22 protein-coding genes and 1 pseudogene are annotated in these 19,543 nt (G+C 36.8%); 9 read left to right on the top strand and 14 right to left on the bottom strand.

The features are described 5' to 3' along the window. Together PVV69_RS07700 and PVV69_RS10070 are read left to right on the top strand one after the other, a co-directional pair. Positions 1-492 (top strand): hypothetical protein (locus PVV69_RS07700; protein WP_273757058.1); only part of this gene is annotated, 492 nt, incomplete at its 5' end. A 471-nt stretch (positions 493-963) separates the two neighbouring features. Further along, the gene (locus PVV69_RS10070) at positions 964-1,098 is read left to right on the top strand and encodes a hypothetical protein (protein ID WP_404978376.1); all 135 of its coding nucleotides are present in this window, start codon (positions 964-966) and stop codon (positions 1,096-1,098) included. A 1,065-nt stretch (positions 1,099-2,163) separates the two neighbouring features. Here PVV69_RS10070 and PVV69_RS07690 read toward each other — a convergent pair. The 7 genes and pseudogenes from PVV69_RS07690 to PVV69_RS07660 all read right to left on the bottom strand — a co-directional run bounded on the left by PVV69_RS07690 (position 2,164) and on the right by PVV69_RS07660 (position 8,717). Further along, on the bottom strand, positions 2,164-2,745 hold the full coding sequence (locus PVV69_RS07690) for a disulfide bond formation protein B (protein ID WP_273757057.1): 582 nt from the start codon (positions 2,743-2,745) through the stop codon (positions 2,164-2,166). Between the two features lie 10 nt (positions 2,746-2,755). Then, positions 2,756-2,908, bottom strand: coding sequence for a DUF5993 family protein (locus tag PVV69_RS07685; RefSeq protein ID WP_273721568.1), 153 nt, complete (start codon positions 2,906-2,908; stop codon positions 2,756-2,758). A 1,583-nt stretch (positions 2,909-4,491) separates the two neighbouring features. Then, positions 4,492-5,724, bottom strand: coding sequence for an MFS transporter (locus PVV69_RS07680; protein WP_273721567.1), 1,233 nt, complete (start codon positions 5,722-5,724; stop codon positions 4,492-4,494). Positions 5,725-6,652: 928 nt separating this feature from the next. After that, positions 6,653-7,156, bottom strand: a pseudogene (locus PVV69_RS07675) (virulence-associated protein E); the annotation flags it as partial. Between the two features lie 571 nt (positions 7,157-7,727). Further along, entirely contained in the window at positions 7,728-7,922 is a 195-nt protein-coding gene (locus PVV69_RS07670) for a hypothetical protein (protein WP_273757056.1), read from the bottom strand. A 182-nt stretch (positions 7,923-8,104) separates the two neighbouring features. Then, on the bottom strand, positions 8,105-8,365 hold the full coding sequence (locus PVV69_RS07665) for a hypothetical protein (RefSeq protein ID WP_273757054.1): 261 nt from the start codon (positions 8,363-8,365) through the stop codon (positions 8,105-8,107). A 46-nt stretch (positions 8,366-8,411) separates the two neighbouring features. Beyond that, complete coding sequence (locus PVV69_RS07660) at positions 8,412-8,717, bottom strand: hypothetical protein (RefSeq protein WP_273757053.1); 306 nt, start codon at positions 8,715-8,717, stop codon at positions 8,412-8,414. 228 nt (positions 8,718-8,945) lie between these two features. On the opposite strand from PVV69_RS07660, the gene PVV69_RS07655 reads away from it, so the two are divergent. The 4 genes from PVV69_RS07655 (at position 8,946) to PVV69_RS07640 (ending at position 11,248) form a co-directional block, all read left to right on the top strand. Next, positions 8,946-9,599: a recombinase family protein gene (locus PVV69_RS07655; RefSeq protein ID WP_273755765.1), complete on the top strand. Its 654-nt coding sequence runs from the start codon at positions 8,946-8,948 to the stop codon at positions 9,597-9,599. 198 nt (positions 9,600-9,797) lie between these two features. Beyond that, positions 9,798-10,490, top strand: coding sequence for a ParA family protein (locus PVV69_RS07650; protein WP_273755766.1), 693 nt, complete (start codon positions 9,798-9,800; stop codon positions 10,488-10,490). Next, on the top strand, positions 10,487-10,810 hold the full coding sequence (locus PVV69_RS07645) for a hypothetical protein (protein ID WP_273757052.1): 324 nt from the start codon (positions 10,487-10,489) through the stop codon (positions 10,808-10,810). Before PVV69_RS07650 ends, PVV69_RS07645 begins: the two co-directional genes overlap by 4 nt. A gap of 51 nt (positions 10,811-10,861) precedes the next feature. Beyond that, complete coding sequence (locus PVV69_RS07640; RefSeq protein ID WP_273757051.1) at positions 10,862-11,248, top strand: hypothetical protein; 387 nt, start codon at positions 10,862-10,864, stop codon at positions 11,246-11,248. Between the two features lie 40 nt (positions 11,249-11,288). Here the strand turns inward: PVV69_RS07640 and PVV69_RS07635 are convergent, their stop codons facing one another. The 5 genes from PVV69_RS07635 to repC all read right to left on the bottom strand — a co-directional run bounded on the left by PVV69_RS07635 (position 11,289) and on the right by repC (position 14,875). Continuing rightward, positions 11,289-12,335 (bottom strand): Fic family protein, encoded by a 1,047-nt coding sequence (locus PVV69_RS07635; RefSeq protein WP_273755769.1) that lies wholly within the window; start codon positions 12,333-12,335, stop codon positions 11,289-11,291. A gap of 255 nt (positions 12,336-12,590) precedes the next feature. After that, positions 12,591-12,989: a type II toxin-antitoxin system VapC family toxin gene (locus tag PVV69_RS07630; RefSeq protein WP_273755770.1), complete on the bottom strand. Its 399-nt coding sequence runs from the start codon at positions 12,987-12,989 to the stop codon at positions 12,591-12,593. Next, positions 12,986-13,237: an AbrB/MazE/SpoVT family DNA-binding domain-containing protein gene (locus tag PVV69_RS07625; RefSeq protein WP_273755771.1), complete on the bottom strand. Its 252-nt coding sequence runs from the start codon at positions 13,235-13,237 to the stop codon at positions 12,986-12,988. The genes PVV69_RS07630 and PVV69_RS07625 overlap by 4 nt, the downstream gene beginning before the upstream one ends. Positions 13,238-13,499: 262 nt before the next feature. Next, the gene (locus PVV69_RS07620; RefSeq protein ID WP_273757050.1) at positions 13,500-13,727 is read right to left on the bottom strand and encodes a hypothetical protein; all 228 of its coding nucleotides are present in this window, start codon (positions 13,725-13,727) and stop codon (positions 13,500-13,502) included. A gap of 26 nt (positions 13,728-13,753) precedes the next feature. Next, a complete protein-coding gene (repC, locus tag PVV69_RS07615) occupies positions 13,754-14,875 on the bottom strand; it encodes a replication initiation protein RepC (protein WP_273757049.1) in 1,122 nt (373 codons plus the stop codon). 564 nt (positions 14,876-15,439) lie between these two features. On the opposite strand from repC, the gene purE reads away from it, so the two are divergent. From purE to PVV69_RS07600, 3 genes are all read left to right on the top strand, one after another. After that, positions 15,440-15,937 (top strand): 5-(carboxyamino)imidazole ribonucleotide mutase, encoded by a 498-nt coding sequence (gene purE / locus PVV69_RS07610; protein WP_273757048.1) that lies wholly within the window; start codon positions 15,440-15,442, stop codon positions 15,935-15,937. Between the two features lies 1 nt (position 15,938). Beyond that, the gene (locus PVV69_RS07605; RefSeq protein ID WP_273757047.1) at positions 15,939-17,234 is read left to right on the top strand and encodes a 5-(carboxyamino)imidazole ribonucleotide synthase; all 1,296 of its coding nucleotides are present in this window, start codon (positions 15,939-15,941) and stop codon (positions 17,232-17,234) included. 1,113 nt (positions 17,235-18,347) lie between these two features. After that, the gene (locus PVV69_RS07600) at positions 18,348-18,554 is read left to right on the top strand and encodes a hypothetical protein (RefSeq protein WP_273757046.1); all 207 of its coding nucleotides are present in this window, start codon (positions 18,348-18,350) and stop codon (positions 18,552-18,554) included. Positions 18,555-18,577: 23 nt separating this feature from the next. On the opposite strand, the gene PVV69_RS07595 is transcribed toward PVV69_RS07600, so the two are convergent. Next, a complete protein-coding gene (locus PVV69_RS07595; protein ID WP_273757059.1) occupies positions 18,578-18,874 on the bottom strand; it encodes a helix-turn-helix domain-containing protein in 297 nt (98 codons plus the stop codon). Between the two features lie 330 nt (positions 18,875-19,204). Further along, positions 19,205-19,543 (bottom strand): helix-turn-helix domain-containing protein (locus tag PVV69_RS07590; protein WP_273757045.1); only part of this gene is annotated, 339 nt, incomplete at its 5' end.

The following is a 19,543-nucleotide window of genomic DNA, read 5'->3' as shown; positions in this document are numbered from 1 at the left end:
CCATACACTCAGGTCTATTCTCCACCACTCTCTGCATCCTTGTCCCATTTATGGTCAATGGCACAACACAATGCCTATCTTTCTGTTCAACACGATGCCGCGCTATTGATCCTCATCACTGGTTGTATGGGGCTTATATCTTGCCAACCTCATCTTCCTCCAACACTCCCTTTTGCCCCACCTTATCTGCGCCTTGCACATTTTTCTTTCCCCTTTGGAAACTTTTATCCCCAGTGCTCATCTCCCTCTCATACCCTTCGTTTCCCCTTAACGCCCCACCACCTCTTCTTTTCAAACTTGAAAAACCTTACCAAAAGCCGCTCTCACACACTCCGCCGCCTCATCTTAACACCTCTCCACCATTTTGCCTTGCCAACACCCCCATCTCTCCACCGCACACATCAACACCAACAAACGCAGGGAATGCAGTACCTGTCCACGCTTTTACAGATAAGCATTTTTCCGTTTTTCAAGATTTACAGAAAGCGGTAGATATGTGTAAATGCGTGACACAAGAATGTTTTAAACAGCTATTTTAAAACTTCATTGCCCTCTTTAAAGAAATCTCACCTATCAACTCTTACTTCTTGAGATCCCTATACCTTGCTTGCACGAACCAACGCATAAAAACACACTCTTTTTCAAACATTCATACAAGCCCATGCCCCTTCCCTCATAGAGCATAATTTTTAGCACTTTCATTTATTGGTAGACAGCAAAACAGTGATTTACAATGATAGAATTATCCTTTTCAACTTGAACCACAACTCCAAATATCGTAAGATTTTTTCATTTCAAATCTCTCCCATGGTAAATCAAGCAAAATCATGTCCTTGTATGTTACAAGCGGGGCTGGCGTGTGGATAAAAACTGGACAAGAAAAGAGTAAAAATACCTCTCATAAACGCTCTCAAATGCCAAAAACTCTTGCAACATTGAGAGAAATGGTATGATGGTGCCGACTTGCGCTTTCATAAGTGTAAAGATGGTAGTGCTCAATGGCTTTATCGTTATACCCTTCATGGGCGCCGTGAAATGGTCTTTTATACCTTAAGAAAGTTTTCTTTTAAAAAAGCCCTTGAATATGCAAACCAATAGTGCCCTGTTTTAGATGAGGGTTATGACCTCCATTAAAGAACGAGAGAAACAATAGCGTGAAACAATAAGTAATCTCCATTATAAAAAAACATTGCTCTAGAGACATTTGAAAACCGTAAAGCTGAATGAAAAGATAAGGCAAGGCTGGGAAGTGGTTTTCATCTTTAAAACTTCATATTCTCCGCAAATGAGGCTGTATTCGCGTTTCAGAAATTACACACATAGAGATACGTAATACCCTTACCCTCCTTTGGTATACAACAGCTAAAACTGCTCGAACAGCATTGAAGAGTCTTAATCTTTGTCTCAAAAAAGTGGACTGCATGAAGGTTGGCTGTTGATGAACACACAGAAAAATTGAAAAAGAGGCGAGACACCACGCATAATCCCTATCACCGCATGCGACACATTTTAAAATGGCCCACATTTGGTAAAATGACTTATATTTGATGATATGAAATTGTATTATTTTGCGTCTTTCAAGACATCCAAAGACAAGAGAAATATTTTCCCCTCTCTCGCTCTCTCTAGAAACAACAGGAAAATCTTCGCCTCACACGCAAAAGACAGACTCTATAATAAATCGATTCAAGAAAGTGGAAAAAGAGCGCATTCTATTGCCAAATAGAGCAGCAAAGAACATAGATAAAAAAACAGGTCCATTCATTACAAACAGACCCTTACAGAGAATTATAAAAAACAACTTTCTAAATTTTCACCCTAACGCTCTAGAAGCATTACAAGAGCTTGCACGCATCCATGAACATTGAACGAGGGATCAGCTAACATAGAATTTTAAAAGAGACAAGAATAAAAAAGCTTCTCATTTTAAAAACAAAGATTTTAATAGAAAAGTTTTTCATAAGAGATAAGCATTAAATTTTGAGCGTACAAGAACTAAGCGCTCCACACTATTTTTGCAGCAGAAAATGCCTATAAATATACGAAAAAGCTTAAAAATCTGCAGTCAATTTTCAAGCTTTTGCAAAAAAAGAAGTGACAACTAGTGCTGTCACTTTTTTGACCATTAAGATATTTATCCGGAAAATCTATAGAAAAAACATTTTAAGATGAGGAGGGAAACCAATTTGACAACAACTCATATCTTACAGGATCATCGGCACATTGTCCACCTCCGCACTCAAGCACGGTAGAAACCAAGTTTGCTGCAATCAAGAAGACAAATAAGAAACTCGCTACTTTGCTCAATATTGGAAAAGGAGAGAACTCTTTAAATCTGTGTGCTAATTCACCCAAAATCATAACAACGGAAACCGCGAGAATACAAAGGACAGCAATAATGAAAGCCCAAGTATAAAAGTGCAATCCAAAGAATGTTGAACCATATCCAAGATCATCTGGAGTGATGTGCAAAAACACTTGCCTTGCAGCGATGATACTGGTTACCATACAACCAAGAATAACCATACCATAATGTGTATTTTTCACTTTATGGTGAATATTGAGTAAGAATCCACACCCAGCCAGCATCAAACCAACGCGTTGGAGCAGACAAAGGGGACAAGGTAATTCAGATTTTACCAACTGATAATAAAAAGCCACCAATAGGACAATAGATAATCCGATAAGTCCTAAGGTATTCATCAATGTAACAAAATGAGGATTTTTTTGTTCAACATGTTCCATGGCTACTCTCTCAAAAAGACAAATTTAAAGTAGAAGTTGCGTGATGATTAAAAGTGAGAAGAATGACAACTAACAAAACTGCCCACAAAGCATAACTTATGTTTTTTTTGCCGTATAAAGTTGTTACTGCTGTACCTAAAGCAATTAAAAATGGAAGAAACATAGCGTAAAGTCTCCTTTCTTATTATGATGTGTAAAATATTATAAAATTGGGCAAAAAAGAGACCATAGGTTCATTATTCACAATTGATCATTCATTTTTATTGTCTTTGAACGATAAGAGAAGAGATAATGGAGAATATAGGACAGTAAAAGTGAATATCAACACAAAGCGTTTCATTCCGCATATCTCTTTCTCAAGAAAGATAAAGAGCACATTCCCCTGATGATGAGAGACTCATTTGAAATGCAAAAGTATCAGTCTTATTTGCTCAATATCGGGATTTTGAGTTCTCTTTTTTCAAAACAAAACACTCTTCCTTTTGTCTTACTTTTGCCATAAAAATCTCTTTTTTATGATAAAAAATGGTTCAAATTACTACATTCGTTGCGCATTCTGACTAAATTCTCTCTTTAGCAAACAAAAAATGATGCGATGTGATGAAAACCCCACAATTAAATGTTCTCCCTCTCTCTACCACCCCTCTTCTAGCCCTCTCTCTGCCATCCTCTCTCTGCCATTCCTCTTCTAGTCCCCTCTTCACCAACCCTGTTCTATCAACCATTAGCGACCAACTCTCGTGGTAGTTTTTGACAAGTCTTGTTCTCAAACTCTGCTTCTAGAGCAATAAACCGCAAGCCAAAATAAAAAGGCTTTTCTCTCATCTATAAGATCACTTACCAACGCAAATCTCACGCTCAGCAGATCTTATTGTGAAAGCAGAAACAGCTCCCCTCTTCACCAACCCTGTTCTATCAACCATTAGCGACCAACTCTCGTGGTAGTTTTTGACAAGTCTTGTTCTCAAACTCTGCTTCTAGAGCAATAAACCGCAAGCCAAAATAAAAAGGCTTTTCTCTCATCTATAAGATCACTTACCAACGCAAATCTCACGCTCAGCAGATCTTATTGTGAAAGCAGAACAGGAGATTTCTCCTTTAATGCCAAGGTTTAAACATCACGCCACAAAAGGAAGGCTCAATTGCAGGAACCATCCCATTATATTCTGAAAAATAAATGAACTTATCCCAAAGGAACACATTTGCTCAAGTCAGACAAATTCTATTGCATTTTTAGTGAAACACTTGAGTGTCTCTCCCATACACTCAACGGATTTCAACACCTTTGTTATCTTATCAAGGAATAAGCCGGCACCATCATACTCTTTGCCCACTGCTCCTATAGCTCAATCCTTGATACAACGGTTCATAACAGGCATTTTTGCCCCCCTTCTATCGTTTTTCTCCCCACGCCAATCCCACTGTTAACATGCAAGAACATGATTTTGCTTGCTCACCATAGGAGAAGATTTGACATGAAAGAATCTTACCATATTGCAAGACTCTTAAACTTTAAGAGAGAAAACGGTCTATTCTTATAAATCAATGTTTTGTCTCATTTTCCCTGACAGAGAGAAAAGTTCCCATGACGTGTTACTTTTAGAAACAAAGCAACCGTTGTACAATTTAGCAAATGAAGACCATTTTATGTAAAATCATTAAAAAGCAATGAGGGGAGAGCTTTGTTGCAAATATCAAGAACGAACCGTCTGAGAAAAGAGAAATGACATAGAGATAACAAAGAGATCAATGATCGTCATCTCCTATCGTGTAAAGGTGTATCTCTTTATTTTTCTTAATTTTTATCACTCCCACCATTCCAGTGGAAATAATGAGTGCAGACATCACTAAAAAAGAGCTCAACAATCCCACGAGGGCAAAAAGTCCAGCAATAAAGCCAGACAGGGCTTCAGCAGAATTTGCTAAAGTTGAAAACGTTCCAAAACTCTTACCAAAATCTTCACGACGAGAGTATAATTGAATAGCTGAGACTAAACTAATATCCACAAATGCACCAATAAATCCTAACACAAATGCGAAGAGGAGCAGGAATTTTAAAGAAAGGAGAGCAGCGAAGGGCATAAAAAACAGAATACCCCCATAGAGAAGCCAAAAGACCATAAGCTTCAACGAAGTAATATGGAATATCATTTTACTATAGAACAAACCACCGACAATAGTTCCAACAGCCATGAGAGAAAAAATATAACTCACAAGGCTTTCCTCTCCACCCACAGAAAGCACAAAAGCTGGAATTAAAAATCTTAAAATAGCACCAGTAAAGAGAATAGCAAACGACGAGCCAACAAGCGTAATAAATAAATGTTTATTTTCAGTAGAAATATATTTAAGATAGGAAGCTGTTTCTCGATAAATTTTGAGAAAATTGAATGACTTATTCTCACTTGTATTGAGATTCATCAGATTCAATAACAAGAAAACAGAGATAAAATAGGTAAAAACATCAAAAACGAGGACGGCGGATTTATTGGCAAAAAGAAGCAAGAGCGAACAAACTAAAGGGCCAATGACAGATGCCGTTTCATTGATAATTTGTGCAATACTATTTGCCTTTGTCAGATCCTTGATTGAAAACATTCTGGGAATAGCAGCTTGAAAACTTGGCTGAAAAAGACTTCGTCCGATCGTTGTACATATTGCGGCAAAAATAAGCACAATAATATTTGCAGTCCCTGTTATAGCGGTTATCAAAACGAGTAATGAGGCGAATAATCTCACCAATTCACTGAAGATCATATTTTTCTTCAAAGAGAAATGATCCGCTAACCAACCTCCGATAGGACCAAAAAAGAGGAAAGGGATAAAGCGAAAAAAATACACAAGCCCTGTAAAAAAGAAGTTATCTGTTAATTCTAAGACAAGTAAAACAAAAACAACTTCATAAGCATAATCACCAACTTTAGAAATAAACAGAGAAGAAAAAAGAGCTAAGGGACTCTTTTTTAAAAATAACTTCATATCAACCATCCGGTAGTAAATTTTTCTACAGTTAAAGTGAGACGATCTTTCATACAATTGGTGATATGAACTTCAAAGGAAGGGTATATTCTCATAAATTTCTCAATAATTTAAGAGAAAACTTTTAAAGAAATACGCATCATGATACAAGAATTTAAACCAATATTTTGTTTTAGTAGAAATTTTATCCTTTAGAAGAACAAATATATCAATGAACAAGCTATAATCCGTAGCCTTAAAACGATATTAACTGCAATAGATGTTGTTAAAGATCATAGAATGCTTTTTTCTCATCTTGAGCTCTAGGTGACATAGTCTACTCAAGCATTGTGAAGGCGGATTGCCTTATGATGAAGGTCGAAAAGCAATGGCGCCGCATCTACAAATCTAGATAAAGCAGATCTAACATTGCTGAAAATGTCAATCATTCGTACGAGAAAAGACAATCTGAAAGAAATCCAGAAGTTATACAAAAAATGCAAGCCAAGGCTATCGGTATAGATCTCTAATCCAATACATTGGCTATACTGAAGCTTTTTACATTAATTTATTCACACGCTTTTAAAAGTAATTGCTAAATTAAAATCTCTCGTATATATATTTTTCCTGGAGAGAGAGGTCATTAATAATTCCCCCGCCGGGTTTATAACCAATCTCTTTCTCCATTCAATCAAAGAAACTTCATTTCTCATTTTTCTAGTTTTGTTTGTATTGCTTCATGGCAATAATGAGCTCAGTTTAAAGTAGTCTTTGTATAGACTCAATTCGTATTTGAAATGCGCTTGTGGATCACTTAACTTAATTGAAAATACATTCACTATTTTTTGAAAATATTTAATTTACTCTGTTATATGAGAACTTTAGAAATCTTCTTTTTTATCTACTTGCTCTTTAAGCGTATGGTATCAAATAATAAAAAGGCGCAAATAACAAGCGCCCCCAACGCAGGCAGTGTCATTCCTAATGGGTGATGGCATTTATCGTGAAAGCGTAAATCAGCAGGCAATTCACAAGTAATACCCCGCATACGTAAATAGGTTTCTGCTAAAGTATTTTTGACTGGTTGACTTTGTTGCCAAATCTTTTTTGCGCTTTCTGCTTTCTGTTTTACTCGTTTGAGATCAGCAGAAAACTGTTTTGAGAAAGAAAGCGTGTGATCATAAGCTTTATCAACAAAGGCTTGTTTCCCCAGCAAGCCAATTCTTCTAAGCGCTTGTATGATCTCTCTAAAAGAACAACCCGCATAACAAGTGAGTAAGAGACGCCCATCATGTCCATTGACAATGGATAAGCTAGGCAATTGATCATCATGGGCTGGACAACGGGCACTTCCATAATGCCCATGCCAAACCCCACGCAAGGCACGTGTAATGCTTTGAGCTGTTGTATGCAATGCATAAGCATTGCTTATTGCAGCATTTTTAAAATGCATAAAATCCCTTCCTGCTACTTGCATTACAGAACAGATTTTGCTAATTCGGTATTCGCATAAAATGTGAAAAATGCTTTTGTCTGTCCTATAAGGCAAAGGTTTTATGGGGGGTATTGTTGTATTGGTTTTTTCTTCTTGATTACGTCATGAATGTGCAGTTATAACCAACGCAATAAGAAAACAGTAGCTTGGTTATTTGTACTGTCTTATCGCCGACATGCCGCCAAACTATTCAAAAGCTTATACCAAATAGCGTGATACTTCTGGTAAAGATGAGAGTTATTTAATTGTGAGTCATTGAATCCCCTTTACAACCTAAATAATAGAATTACTATTTATTAACCATATTTTAATAGCTCTTAAAAAACTTTTCTAGCACAAAATACATTTTGGAGGCTATAAGTACGACATTTTGATATTCATAATAGATTAAACAAAACTACAAATAGTTTACTTTCCCATAAAAATATGACACCGCTTTAAATAGTCTGTACAACGATAAGCATAGTCTTTTTGATCAAATTTTATCTATTTATCTTACGTTGTATTTCCGAGCGCCATTTATCTGCTTCTACATCAATATTTCTTCAAAGGATACGACATCACCCGCATTAGCAGAATCTATTCCAAGTTGGACTTGTTGATGAAACCGTAAATCAAACTCTATTGTTTCTTTTATAAGATTATACATTCGATTTTTTAAAAGGGAATGACCTTTATTTGTATGAGAGATCTCTACCAACAGCTTTGGCTTGCATCTTTTCATAGAGCTTTTGCATTATCTTTATATTATCCCGCCGTATATCAATAATAGACTTTTCAACCTCTATTAAATGCGCCTTGTCGAGATTTTCCAACCGTGTATAGTGAGATGCCAATGCTTGTCTTGCTTCATCATAAAGCGCAAATCACCTTTCCGATTTTTGGATAAACTATAAGCTTCATTGATCACTTTATATTGTGCAGGATTACCAACACAAGCACCACATGTTTCTTAATAACATCTATTTCCGTTAATGCTGTTTTAAGACTACTAATCATAGCCTTACTATTGGCATATCTTAGCAAATCATTTTCTACAAGACTACGTTCCGCACCAAGAAGTGATGATAAATCACCACTTTTCCCAATGTTATGAAGACAACCACACAAATCACTTCGCACACTGTGTAGTTTCTTAGCAATCAATACTTTTTCAAGACTTTGCACATAGCTATCTTCTTGTGATAAGATCCAATCTAATTCCTCAAATTCTTTAGAAATGATGACCTCCTATCACAACACCTTTATCTAACCAATCGGGACCATATTCTTTATCAGCATTCTTGGTACAAAATCCCATATCACGAATAAATTGTGCACCACGCCGCTTTTTAAGAAACAAAAGTGTATGAGCAGGTAATTCAACCATTGCTAACCATTCCCATACTGCTTTATCGTCATTTGCTTTAGCGGCTGCTTCTGATTCAGCAGTGTAAATACAGTCTTGATCTAATCCACCTGCTCGTAATTCCTCACGTTCAGCATCAGTCATATAACTTTTGGGTAATTTCTTTTTCATAGGAAATTCCTTTCTGTAATCTGTCTTTTAATTTTAATCTAATGATTGAATCTAATCAATCAAATCCCCACGAACTTTTAAAAAGGTATTTGTTTTTATCTTTGATAAAGATGGATTATCTATTAAATAAAACGATCGTTTTTTCTGATATAAAAAGATATATTTAATTGACATTTTTTTTGAATAAAAATATATCAGTTTTAATCTAAAATGACCTTTTTACTGAACATGCCAAAATTTTACGCCTATTTACGTGTTTCTCGTGACGGACAAGATACAGAAAATCAAAAATTTGGATTGTTAGAATATGCTAACAAACATGGCTTTGCACCACTCCATATTGAAGAAGAAATTGCGAACAGAGGAAAGGATTGGCGCAAGCGTAAACTTGGAACATTAATTGAAAAAGCAAAACGAGGAGACGTGTTGTTAACACCCGAATTTTCTCGTATTGCTGGCTCTTCTCTTGCTGTCTTAGAAATTCTCAAAGCCGCGAGTGAACGTGGTTTGATTGTTCATGTGACAAAACAAAACCTCGTCATAGACGGGAGTCTACAAAGTGATATCATCGCAACTGTATTGGGTATGGTAGCGCAAATTGAAAGACATTTAATTCAAGAGCGCACAAAAGAAGCTTTAAATGTTGCACGTCAACGAGGAATAAAACTAGGACGTCCAAAGGGAAATATTGCTACACAATTAAAGCTGGACAATCACATTGATGAAATTCAAGCATTTATAAATGTTGGGTTGTCACAAAGCCGTATTGCCAAGACGTTAGGCGTTAGTGTGAATACCTTGCGCTTATTTATTGAACGCAGAAATATCAAGCCTACCAAAATTAAACCACTCATTACCATGCCAAAAGCATTGAAGAATTAAGGTAAACTAAGCTGATAAAATATCTGTTTGCATATCAGAATATATACCTAATTATACCCTATTGTCATTAACTGTACGTACATAATAAATATTTATTATGTACGTATAAAATACGTAATATTTTTTTTATAATTAATAAATATGTAATAAATATATGCTATTTATTCAGTGTTTATTCACTAAATAAGGAATATCTTAATGCCAGTCATTACTATGTGTTCCACAAAAGGTGGTGTTGGAAAATCAACAATGGCATTAGTGTTAGCTAATGTTTTTGCTAAAGCTGGATCTAAGGTAAAATTAATCGATGCGGACCCAAATCAACCTCTTGTGACATGGATGAAAAGATCTATGGATACAATGCCAAATAACATAGAAGTTTCTGGAAATATTACAGAACAGAATATTGTTTCTTGTATTGATGATGCTGTAGAACGGTTTCCATTTGTTATCGTTGATCTTGAAGGTTCTGCTAAGCTTGCTGCTTCTTTTGCTATAGGAAGAGCTGATTTAGTTTTAGTTCCTATGAGAAAAAAACAACTTGATGGAGACCAAATAGGAAAAATCATTGCTTTGATAACACAGCAGAGTCAATTTTTAAAAAGAGAAATACCTTTTCGTATTGTATTTTCAATGACGAATGCCTTAAACAGTCGAGAATCTCAGTATATAGAGAAAACATTAGAAAAAGCTAATATTCCTATTTTATCTGCTTCGTTAACTGAAAGAGGAGCTTATAGTGCTCTTTTTCAAATAGGGGGCTCTCTCTTTGATTTATCACCTTCTGATGTAAACAATCCACAAGCCGCACAAGAAAATGCAACGGTTTTTGCTAATGCTGTTGTAGAAATATTGGATAGTGAAAATTTATTAAAGGGTAAAGTAGCATGACAAAGAGAGCTGAAATTTCATTGCCGAATTTTGAAAATTTACAACCGTTCACAAAGGCACAAAAAGTAAACGAACAAGAATTAGATAAGATAAGTCAAAAAAATGGTTTTACGACGCGTCATAGCATAGAAAAAACACATATTAGAGGGAGTGGTCGTAGACGGCGTAGCTTAAAAACCGCACGATTAACACTTGCGCTTGAACCAACAGTAAGAGATAAATTTTGGTCTTTAGCCGATGATCTTAATGAAGATGGTGGTGATTTTCTTAATCGTCTTATTGAAAATTATATAAATAATAATTACACACAAAATACGTAGTAAATATTTAAACTTTTTTGTAATAAAATTATTATTTATCAAATGGTTAAAGTGTCGTATATCATTAAAAAACTTTTTTCTATACAGCAATTAGTAATGTTGAAGCATTTGTTACCGAAGTCATTGCAAAGCTTAAAAAAGCCCAAACAAGTTAAACAAAAAAATTATAAAATGAGTACAGAAAGAAAAACATTAGATTTTTCAGAACTTGATGAGTTTAAACCACGACAAGCTAAAACTGCTTTAAATACTGTAGAATGCAAAGAAATAGATAGGGCTGTAACCTTTCCAAGTCGTGAGCAATCAGATGAATCACAAATAAATATCAAAGCTAGTATTGCTATAATTAAGCGTTTTAAATCTATGGCAAAACCAGAGCGCTATCGCCATGGTGATTTTTTAGAGATATTAATGAATACTTACAAAAAAGGCGATTAGCTATCGCAATGGGCGCTTTTTAAATTCCCAGAGCATAAAATTAAGGTAAGCTATACCAAGTTGATCGTCCTCCTCCATGACGCGTCAAAAAGCCTTTTTCAACCAATGATGCAAAAGTTGCTTTAAGTGTATTGGAACTTGCACCAAATTCACGCACCATATCACGGGTTGTAACACGCCCATGATCACGAACATAGTCAAGAATATGAAGAGCCAATTCAGATAAAGCCAAAAGAGCATTTTTTTCACTTTCTATTTTCATTTCTAATTGGCGTTTTTGTTTTTGTAGAGCACGTAAAAAAAACAGTATCCAAGGTTCCCAATTAGGTGTCTTCGTATAAATTGTCTTTTGCGTTTGATTCAAAGCTAGGTAGTAACTTTCTTTATTATTCTCAATGACGCTTTCAAGTGATGAATATGGTACATAAACATAGCCTTTTTGTAACAAAAGCAAAGTTGTTAAGATACGGCTTAAGCGTCCATTCCCATCTTGGAAAGGGTGAATAGCTAAGAAAGTGACATTAAAAATAGCAATCATAAGTAAAGGATGAAGATTATTTAATTCATTGGTTTTATTAAACCAATCAATAAGTTCTTGCATTCGGTATGGTGTATCAAATGGTGTTGCTGTTTCAAAAACAATACCAACCATTTTACCTTCAGAATTGAATGCTGCTACATCATTACGTAATATCTTATATTCTCCTCTATGACGTTCATCTTTGTCGCTCTCATATAAAAGATCACGGTGCAGCTGTTTAATATGATTTTCTGTAATAGGTATATCTTTCCAAGACTGAAAGATTATTTCCATAACTTTTGCATAACCAATAACTTCTTGTTCATCGCGGCTCTTAAAACTTTTAATTTCTAAGTTTAATAAAAGCTTTTCAATTTCACGGTCTGTTAATTTGTTTCCTTCAATACGCGTAGAAGATCCAATACTTTCAACAGTTGCAATATGGCGCAGAGCATTCAAACGTTCTGGAGCAAGAGTTCCAAAAGCGCGCCACGCACCTTTGAACTCATCAATCTCAGAAATAAGGGATAATAATTCTTGTGTGATTTTGAGTGTATCTATTTTCATACCGGATTATATACCCGATTATACCGGATTATCAATTATTTTTCTATAGATCTTATGGAAATAAGGACTTTTTACGTATCATGTTCAATATATAGAAAACTTATGTTATTCATAAATTAAGCATATGTTTTATGTGAGCGTTTCTTATGTTATATGTATATTTTATATTGATTATATAGAACACCAACGCGCTTTTTATATTCAGTATTATAAATTTGATATGCCAACGACATCATTGCAATCATAACTTATTCATTAAGAAAGGAGTTTTGTAGACTTTCTGTTTTGCTTTAATAGATCAATTGCTAACTTATCAAATGAAACAAAGGTTTCACCACCTAGCCAATTCCCCTCATAGGATATAATACCATCAGCAAAATCTCCACCAACCTCAAAGATAGCAAGCCCTGCTTCAACAGCTGGTCGATTCATGACTACATTACTGGTTACAAGCAAATCTCTTAACATTTCGGCGATATCTTCTTTTGATAATTTTGCCCCGCTACGAAGTATCCAAACAAGTTCACAAAGACAAGGTAAAGAAATAGCTATGAGTGAAGCTTCTCTTAAAATCTTGCTTGCCGCCTCCCCCTGCTTTTTATCGTCTTGTAACACAGCACGAACGAGAACATTTGTATCTACAGCAATCTTCATTTTTCCCCCGCCCAATGAGAAGCAGCAATTTCGTTCATTTCTTCAATAGTCAGTGTTTTTTTTAGTTTTCCAGCAAATCGTCCAATAAAGCTCTCAATAGTGCTTGTAGGTTGCGATGCCTTTATACGAAGTTGACCACTTGGTAACTTATCAACGTCAATCTTCTCACCAGCTTTAACCCCAAGATGCTGTAGTAAATCGCGCTTCAGCGTAATTTGTCCTTTTTCTGTAACAGTTAATGAAGGCATAGAAAAATCCTCTTGTTATAAATATCATGATTGAATATATATAAAAAAGTAATGTAAATTTCAATTACTTCTCACAAGAAATACAAATATAAACGCACAGAAGGCAGATATATCTTAGGTTTGTTATATTTTAAAGCTTTTGATAATTGTCATTTGTTTGCACAACGAGCACCGTAGCTCTAATTCCTTTGATAACACCGGCTTTGTAGAAAGCTTCAAACACTTTATGTTGCTTGTATAGAACACCAACGCATTTTTTAGCTTAAGTATTATAAAATTTGACTGAATGTTTTGGTATTTCTAATTTTTTCAGCACTTCATTCAATTGGGATTTAAACAAAGCATTTTTCTGATTATTTTTGTCTAATTGGATGCTTTGTTCGGTGTTTTGTATGCGCCAACTATTCAGTTTTTCCTCAAAAGCTTCATTCTGCAAAGCATGCAAAGAACGTTCGAGATATAATTCCCCACGATTTTCTTTGGCAATCATACCACGAAGATATCCTCCAGATGATTTTACGAGGTTTTTACAATGTTTTCGAAGATGATGGCAATAGCCAGAGCCGCTTTTTGAAGCCCCATAGTTTTTTTAGCCTCTTCGACTGCCTGAGAAGAAATCCCCTTCATTTTGGCTAAAAATTCCATAGAACCAATTAAATCCCTTTCAGATTGCAAACCATTTTCGAGGAACATTGCAGTATTAGGCAGCGCTTCCTTTAAAAATTTTGGTTTAATTTGAAGCGATTTATTCTTTTTTGGAGGTAAAGTGGTTTCAGTTTTGCCTTTCTCTGTTTTTTCATAAGCTATTTTTTCATGACCGTAGGTCATGTCGTTAATTTGAGTGTGTTCAGAAAAATCTGAACACTCCTTTTTGTTACAATTACAATTAGGTTTAAGGGTTGTATATTCTATGTGCATTTCGTCAGCGAAATGCCTGTATTTCGTTTTTTGTGATTTTTGCTTTAAAAATCTCTCTAAAATCCACTGAAAAAGACTTATCGCTTTGTGCAATTTTTCATAAGAAGCTTTAGCCGGACGACCAACAATCTGAACAATTTTTTGCATTCGAGAAAGAAGCACTGATGTAAATGGTGTAGCTTCAATTGATGCAAAAGAGGCTTTAATTTGCCGCACCAACCCTTGAAAACAATGCAAAGCGTCCTTTTGTTTGTTTTGAGCCTCTATGATTTCATCAGTTTTCTGTTTAAGTTCATAGTATCGAGCAACCAGAATACGTAAATCAATACCGCAAGCTGCTATAGTTCCATGATCACGGCTTCGCACTGAATAGCGTTTAAAGTTACCAGAATCCCGCATAACAACAAGCCCGCAATCATAAAGACGTGAAAGCAATATACTAACGCGTGATTCACTACGGCAAATTTCTTTACCAAGACAGTAATTGCTTTTAAAAACGATAGGAACGCCACCTTTTTCAAATGAAGATGTCGAAGCTGTATTCAATAAAGCCAAGAGAAGTTTAGCTTCTGTCTCTCGTATAAAACCAGCCCTCTCTAATTTTTTAGCCAATCCAATTAATTGTCCCCGACTTACAGAACCCATTTCAGCATTTTCTGCTAATTTTCTAAATTCTATATGATGCGCATTTAACTTTCTTCCGGAGATTTTATTAACCATAACCGTTTTTAACCTCTCTATTAGAGGCAAAAAAATGAAAAAAATATCTCGTTTCTACAAAATTTCTCTTGCAGAATGCATCACGATAAATTAAATTGGGATTACATTATGTTAATTTAATTTATCGTAAGATAACTTCTCAAAAACCCTTCTGTTAACGCAGTTGGGTTTTTATTTTTTTGCGGAATAGATAGCAACAAATCACATTGCTACTCTTCCATTATGAAATATCACATATAAGAGTCTGCTATATTTGCATGAGGATGATGTTTTTGTGCATTGAGCGTCAATTATTTTGAGGTAAATTGCAGATGATTGATGCTTTTACCTCCATAATGCTAAGGCGGAGTTTTCTTAAAGAATAAAGCGGTATCAATATTTTTTTTAACTCTCAGTAAATAGCTCGAAACTTCTGTAAAGAGCTTTCCTGTAAAATCTGTATTTTTCGCTCAATTTTTCTTGAAAAACTGTTACTCTACCATCAATTAACTTTGCAAAGAGCAGGTAAAACTCTTACAAGGATAAAGGGAAAGAATCGCCTTAACCACTTGTAAAGGATGTAAAATGAGTCAAAAATCATGTGATGTAGCGATTTTAATGGGCAGCCAATCGGATTGGCAAACCATGTGCCATAGTGCAGATATTTTAACATGCCTTGGTATTTCTCATAGTTCCCATATTGTTTCGGCACACAGAACCCCTGAACGGCTTTATCAATTTGCCAAAGGGGCAAAAGCAGCAGGTTTTAAAGTATTGCTTGCCGGCGCGGGAGGAGCAGCTCATCTTCCAGGAATGCTCGCAGCGCTCACCCCTCTTCCTGTTTTTGGCGTTCCAGTGCATTCACATTCTTTATCTGGTCAAGATTCCCTTCTTTCCATTGTGCAAATGCCAGCAGGCATACCGGTTGGCACATTAGCCATTGGCAAAGCAGGTGCGATTAATGCGGCACTTTTAGCAGCCGCAGTTCTAGCAATTTACGATAATACCCTCGCACAACGGCTAGAAGATTGGCGCCAAAAACAAACAGAAAGTGTTGCACAAACTCCGATAATTGAGGCTTGAAATGACAGAACTTTCCAACACACCCTCCATACCCAGCACGCCCTCTACATCGAACACGCCCGCCATATCCAACACATCTCTCGCACTCAACACGCCCACAGCCAACACACCCACCACAACCGCCACACTCAACACGCCCACCACAACTGGCACCTCCACCAACACAGCCTGCATGCCTACTGCCCTCAGTGCATTTCCTAGAGATCCATTTGCCATGTTACCTTCTGGAAGCACAATTGGTTTAATAGGCGGTGGCCAGTTGGCGCGCATGCTTGCCATAGCGGCAGCAGAATTAGGATTTCGCACGGTGGTTTTTTGCCCTGAAGCGAATTGTCCAGCGGCGCAAACAGCAAACGAGCATATTGTTGCCTCTTATGATGATAAATCGGCACTAGATCATTTTATTTCTCTGTGTGATGTTGTGACCTATGAGTTTGAGAATCTTTCGCTTTCAACGGTTCAATATGTAGAGCAAGCTAAGAATGTTTATCCCTCCTCCAAAGCATTGGAGATTACGCAAGATCGGCTTTTTGAGAAGCAATTTTTGCGTGATCAAGGCATTAGCACAGCATTGTGGTATACTGTTGATGATTATCCTTCTCTGCTTTCAAGCCTCTCAGCATTAGGTGAGCGTGGTCTTTTGAAGACACGTCGTTTTGGTTATGATGGCAAAAACCAGATCATGCTCGATCATCCCCATGAGCAAGCCCTTGAAGAAGCTTTCACGACTTTTCGAGAACAGCCCTTAATTTTAGAAGAAATTGTTCCTTTTTTATCGGAAATTTCAGTACTCTCAGCGCGCAGCAAACAAGGAGAACATATTTTTTATGATTGCCCTGAAAATCAGCACAAAAACGGCATTCTCCATAAATCCTTTGTGCCCTCGCATGTTCCGCTTGAGGTGCAACAGACAGCACAAGAAATCAGTGTGAGAGTGATGGAAGCCTTAAATTATGTTGGCGTTCTTTGCATTGAATTTTTTGTTCTCATAGATGGGCGTCTTTTAGTGAATGAATTGGCCCCTCGTGTTCATAATTCTGGTCATTGGACGCAGAAGGCATGCGTAACGTCGCAATTTGAACAGCATATCCGTACCATTTGCGGTCTTCCTTTAGGGAGCACGCACCGCCACAGCAATTGCCAAATGATCAACCTTCTTGGCAATAATCTGAGCGAATTCAAATATTTTCTCCAACAAGAGCATACATCGGTCCATTTATATGGCAAAAGTTCCGTTCAACCACTTCGCAAAATGGGACACATCATTCAATTAACGGGACCAACCACAAAATCTTAACAAAAGACTGCAAAAACCGCTCTCATACTCCCTCACATCATCTGAGAAGAGCCCTCTCACAAAACCGCAAGCTTCTCCAAACGCACATACGCAGACATAGCAACTCTGTACGAGCATACATCTCCGCCAACGCCCTGCAATCAAAGAGCAAATTTCACCCCACGCAAAAACGCCACAATTCATATCCTATCCCGCCACACCCCTATAAGACCCATACAACTCTTCACACCTCTCCACAGCTCATATGCATAATAACATTTTTCTTAAGCACAGCCGCCAGCTTCCAAAACTTCGCCAACACTTTGGAATAAAAGCCACAACAACACTCTCGGTAAGCACCAAACATGGTAGCAGCTCTGTTCAACTACAACGCAAAATGAGACACATCATTCAATTAACGGGACCAACCACAAAATCTTAACAAAAGACTGCAAAAACCGCTCTCATACTCCATCACATCATCTGAGAAGAGCCTCACCCGCAAAATTTCAAAACTATAAATCCGCAAGGTCGTAAATCTGTAAAACAGCAAATCCGCAAGCTTCCCCAAACACACATACGCAGACATAGCAACTCTGTACGAGCATACATCTCCGCCAACGCCCTGCAATCAAAGAGCAAATTTCACCCCACGCAAAAACACCCCACGCATACTCCCTCTTCATTCTTCCACACATGATTTGATGCCTCATAAATCTGCAAAATCGTAAATCTACAAATCTGTAAATCTTCTCCGCAAAGCCCCCACGCAACAACTCACTCTTACGGATTTATCAACCCTGCACTCTGAGCGCTTACAAAAGCGGCATAATCTATAAATTCTTTACTGTTTTACAGATATATATTTTTACGCTTTTCAACATTTACATAAAACTGTAAAAAGTAGCAATGCACCTCAACACTTCATATTCCCTTTCCTCCCCATCACATCATCTGAGAAGAGCCTCACCCGCAAAATTTCAAAACTATAAATCCGCAAGGTCGTAAATCTGTAAAACAGCAAAACCGCAAACTTCTCCAAACGCACATACGCAGGCATAGCAACTCTGCTCTTTTAAAGCCTACAACAAGAGCCGCCAAACGCGAGAAATAAGAAATTGATAGCACAATCAGATGGTAACATGTCATGCATCTCTTGAAAATAACAGCCTCACAAAATCTGGTCATGTTGATGGGAAAGTGAAACATTGGAATACGAAATCCCATAACTCTCTCCTCCCATCGGATAATGATAAAAGAATTCGAGAACCTACTGAGCAATCAATGCTGTCTGATGAAAATCTTGGAGATATTTTACAGTTTTTCACCCGCAACGCATAACGATAATAGAAAAGGAAAGTGATTTATTCATAATCAGAAATCAACCACAAAAGAGCTTTTTGTTTTTTGGGCTTAAGCTCTCTAAAGTTTTTCAACAGCAAAGTTTCTTTTTCGCTAAAGATTTCTGCATAACTCTGCTGTGAGAGCGTTTCTTTTGTTGCAATATCCATATAAAAAAAGTGAATTGGAACATCCAATATGTTGGCAATTTCTTGCAAACGTCCAGCCCCCACACGATTAACCCCTTTTTCGTACTTTTGGATTTGTTGGAAACTGACTCCCAAATGGCACCCCAATGCTTTTTGCGAAAGCCCCATCATCCTTCTTCTGCAACGGATTTTTTTGCCTACAGAAATATCATTAATATGTGGATTTTTCACTTAGCTTTCCCCTCCACCGGTTGCGAGCGCCCTCGCATTGGTATTCCGGGAGTCAAAATACTGAGCTCTAGTCAGTTTTTTTGCTTTTAGTGCTGGAAAGCACCTGGACATGGCAAAAACTCCCGGAATCCCGGGACACCCACAAAGTGAGTAAATTTTACGCTAGAGCTTAGGTTTTTTGAATCCCTATTGGTCGCTGCGTAAACGACCAAAATCTCCTCATTAGTAAAGTAATTTCAGGAAATTGGCAATAAAGATGAAAAGATTTTTTTATGTCTTAAAAAGTGATTTATTCTCATCAGAAATCAACCACAAAAGAGCTTTTTGTTTTTTGGGCTTAAGCTCTCTAAAGTTTTTCAACAGCAAAGTTTCTTTTTCGCTAAAGATTTCTGCATAACTCTGCTGTGAGAGCGTTTCTTTTGTTGCAATATCCATATAAAAAAAGTGAATTGGAACATCCAATATGTTGGCAATTTCTTGCAAACGTCCAGCCCCCACACGATTAACCCCTTTTTCGTACTTTTGGATTTGTTGGAAACTGACTCCCAAATGGCACCCCAATGCTTTTTGCGAAAGCCCCATCATCCTTCTTCTGCAACGGATTTTTTT

Source organism: Bartonella sp. MM73XJBT (assembly GCF_028618465.1).
Lineage (GTDB): Bacteria > Pseudomonadota > Alphaproteobacteria > Rhizobiales > Rhizobiaceae > Bartonella.
Note: the sequence above shows the minus strand (reverse complement) of the source record. Positions and strands in the feature narration are given on the sequence as shown.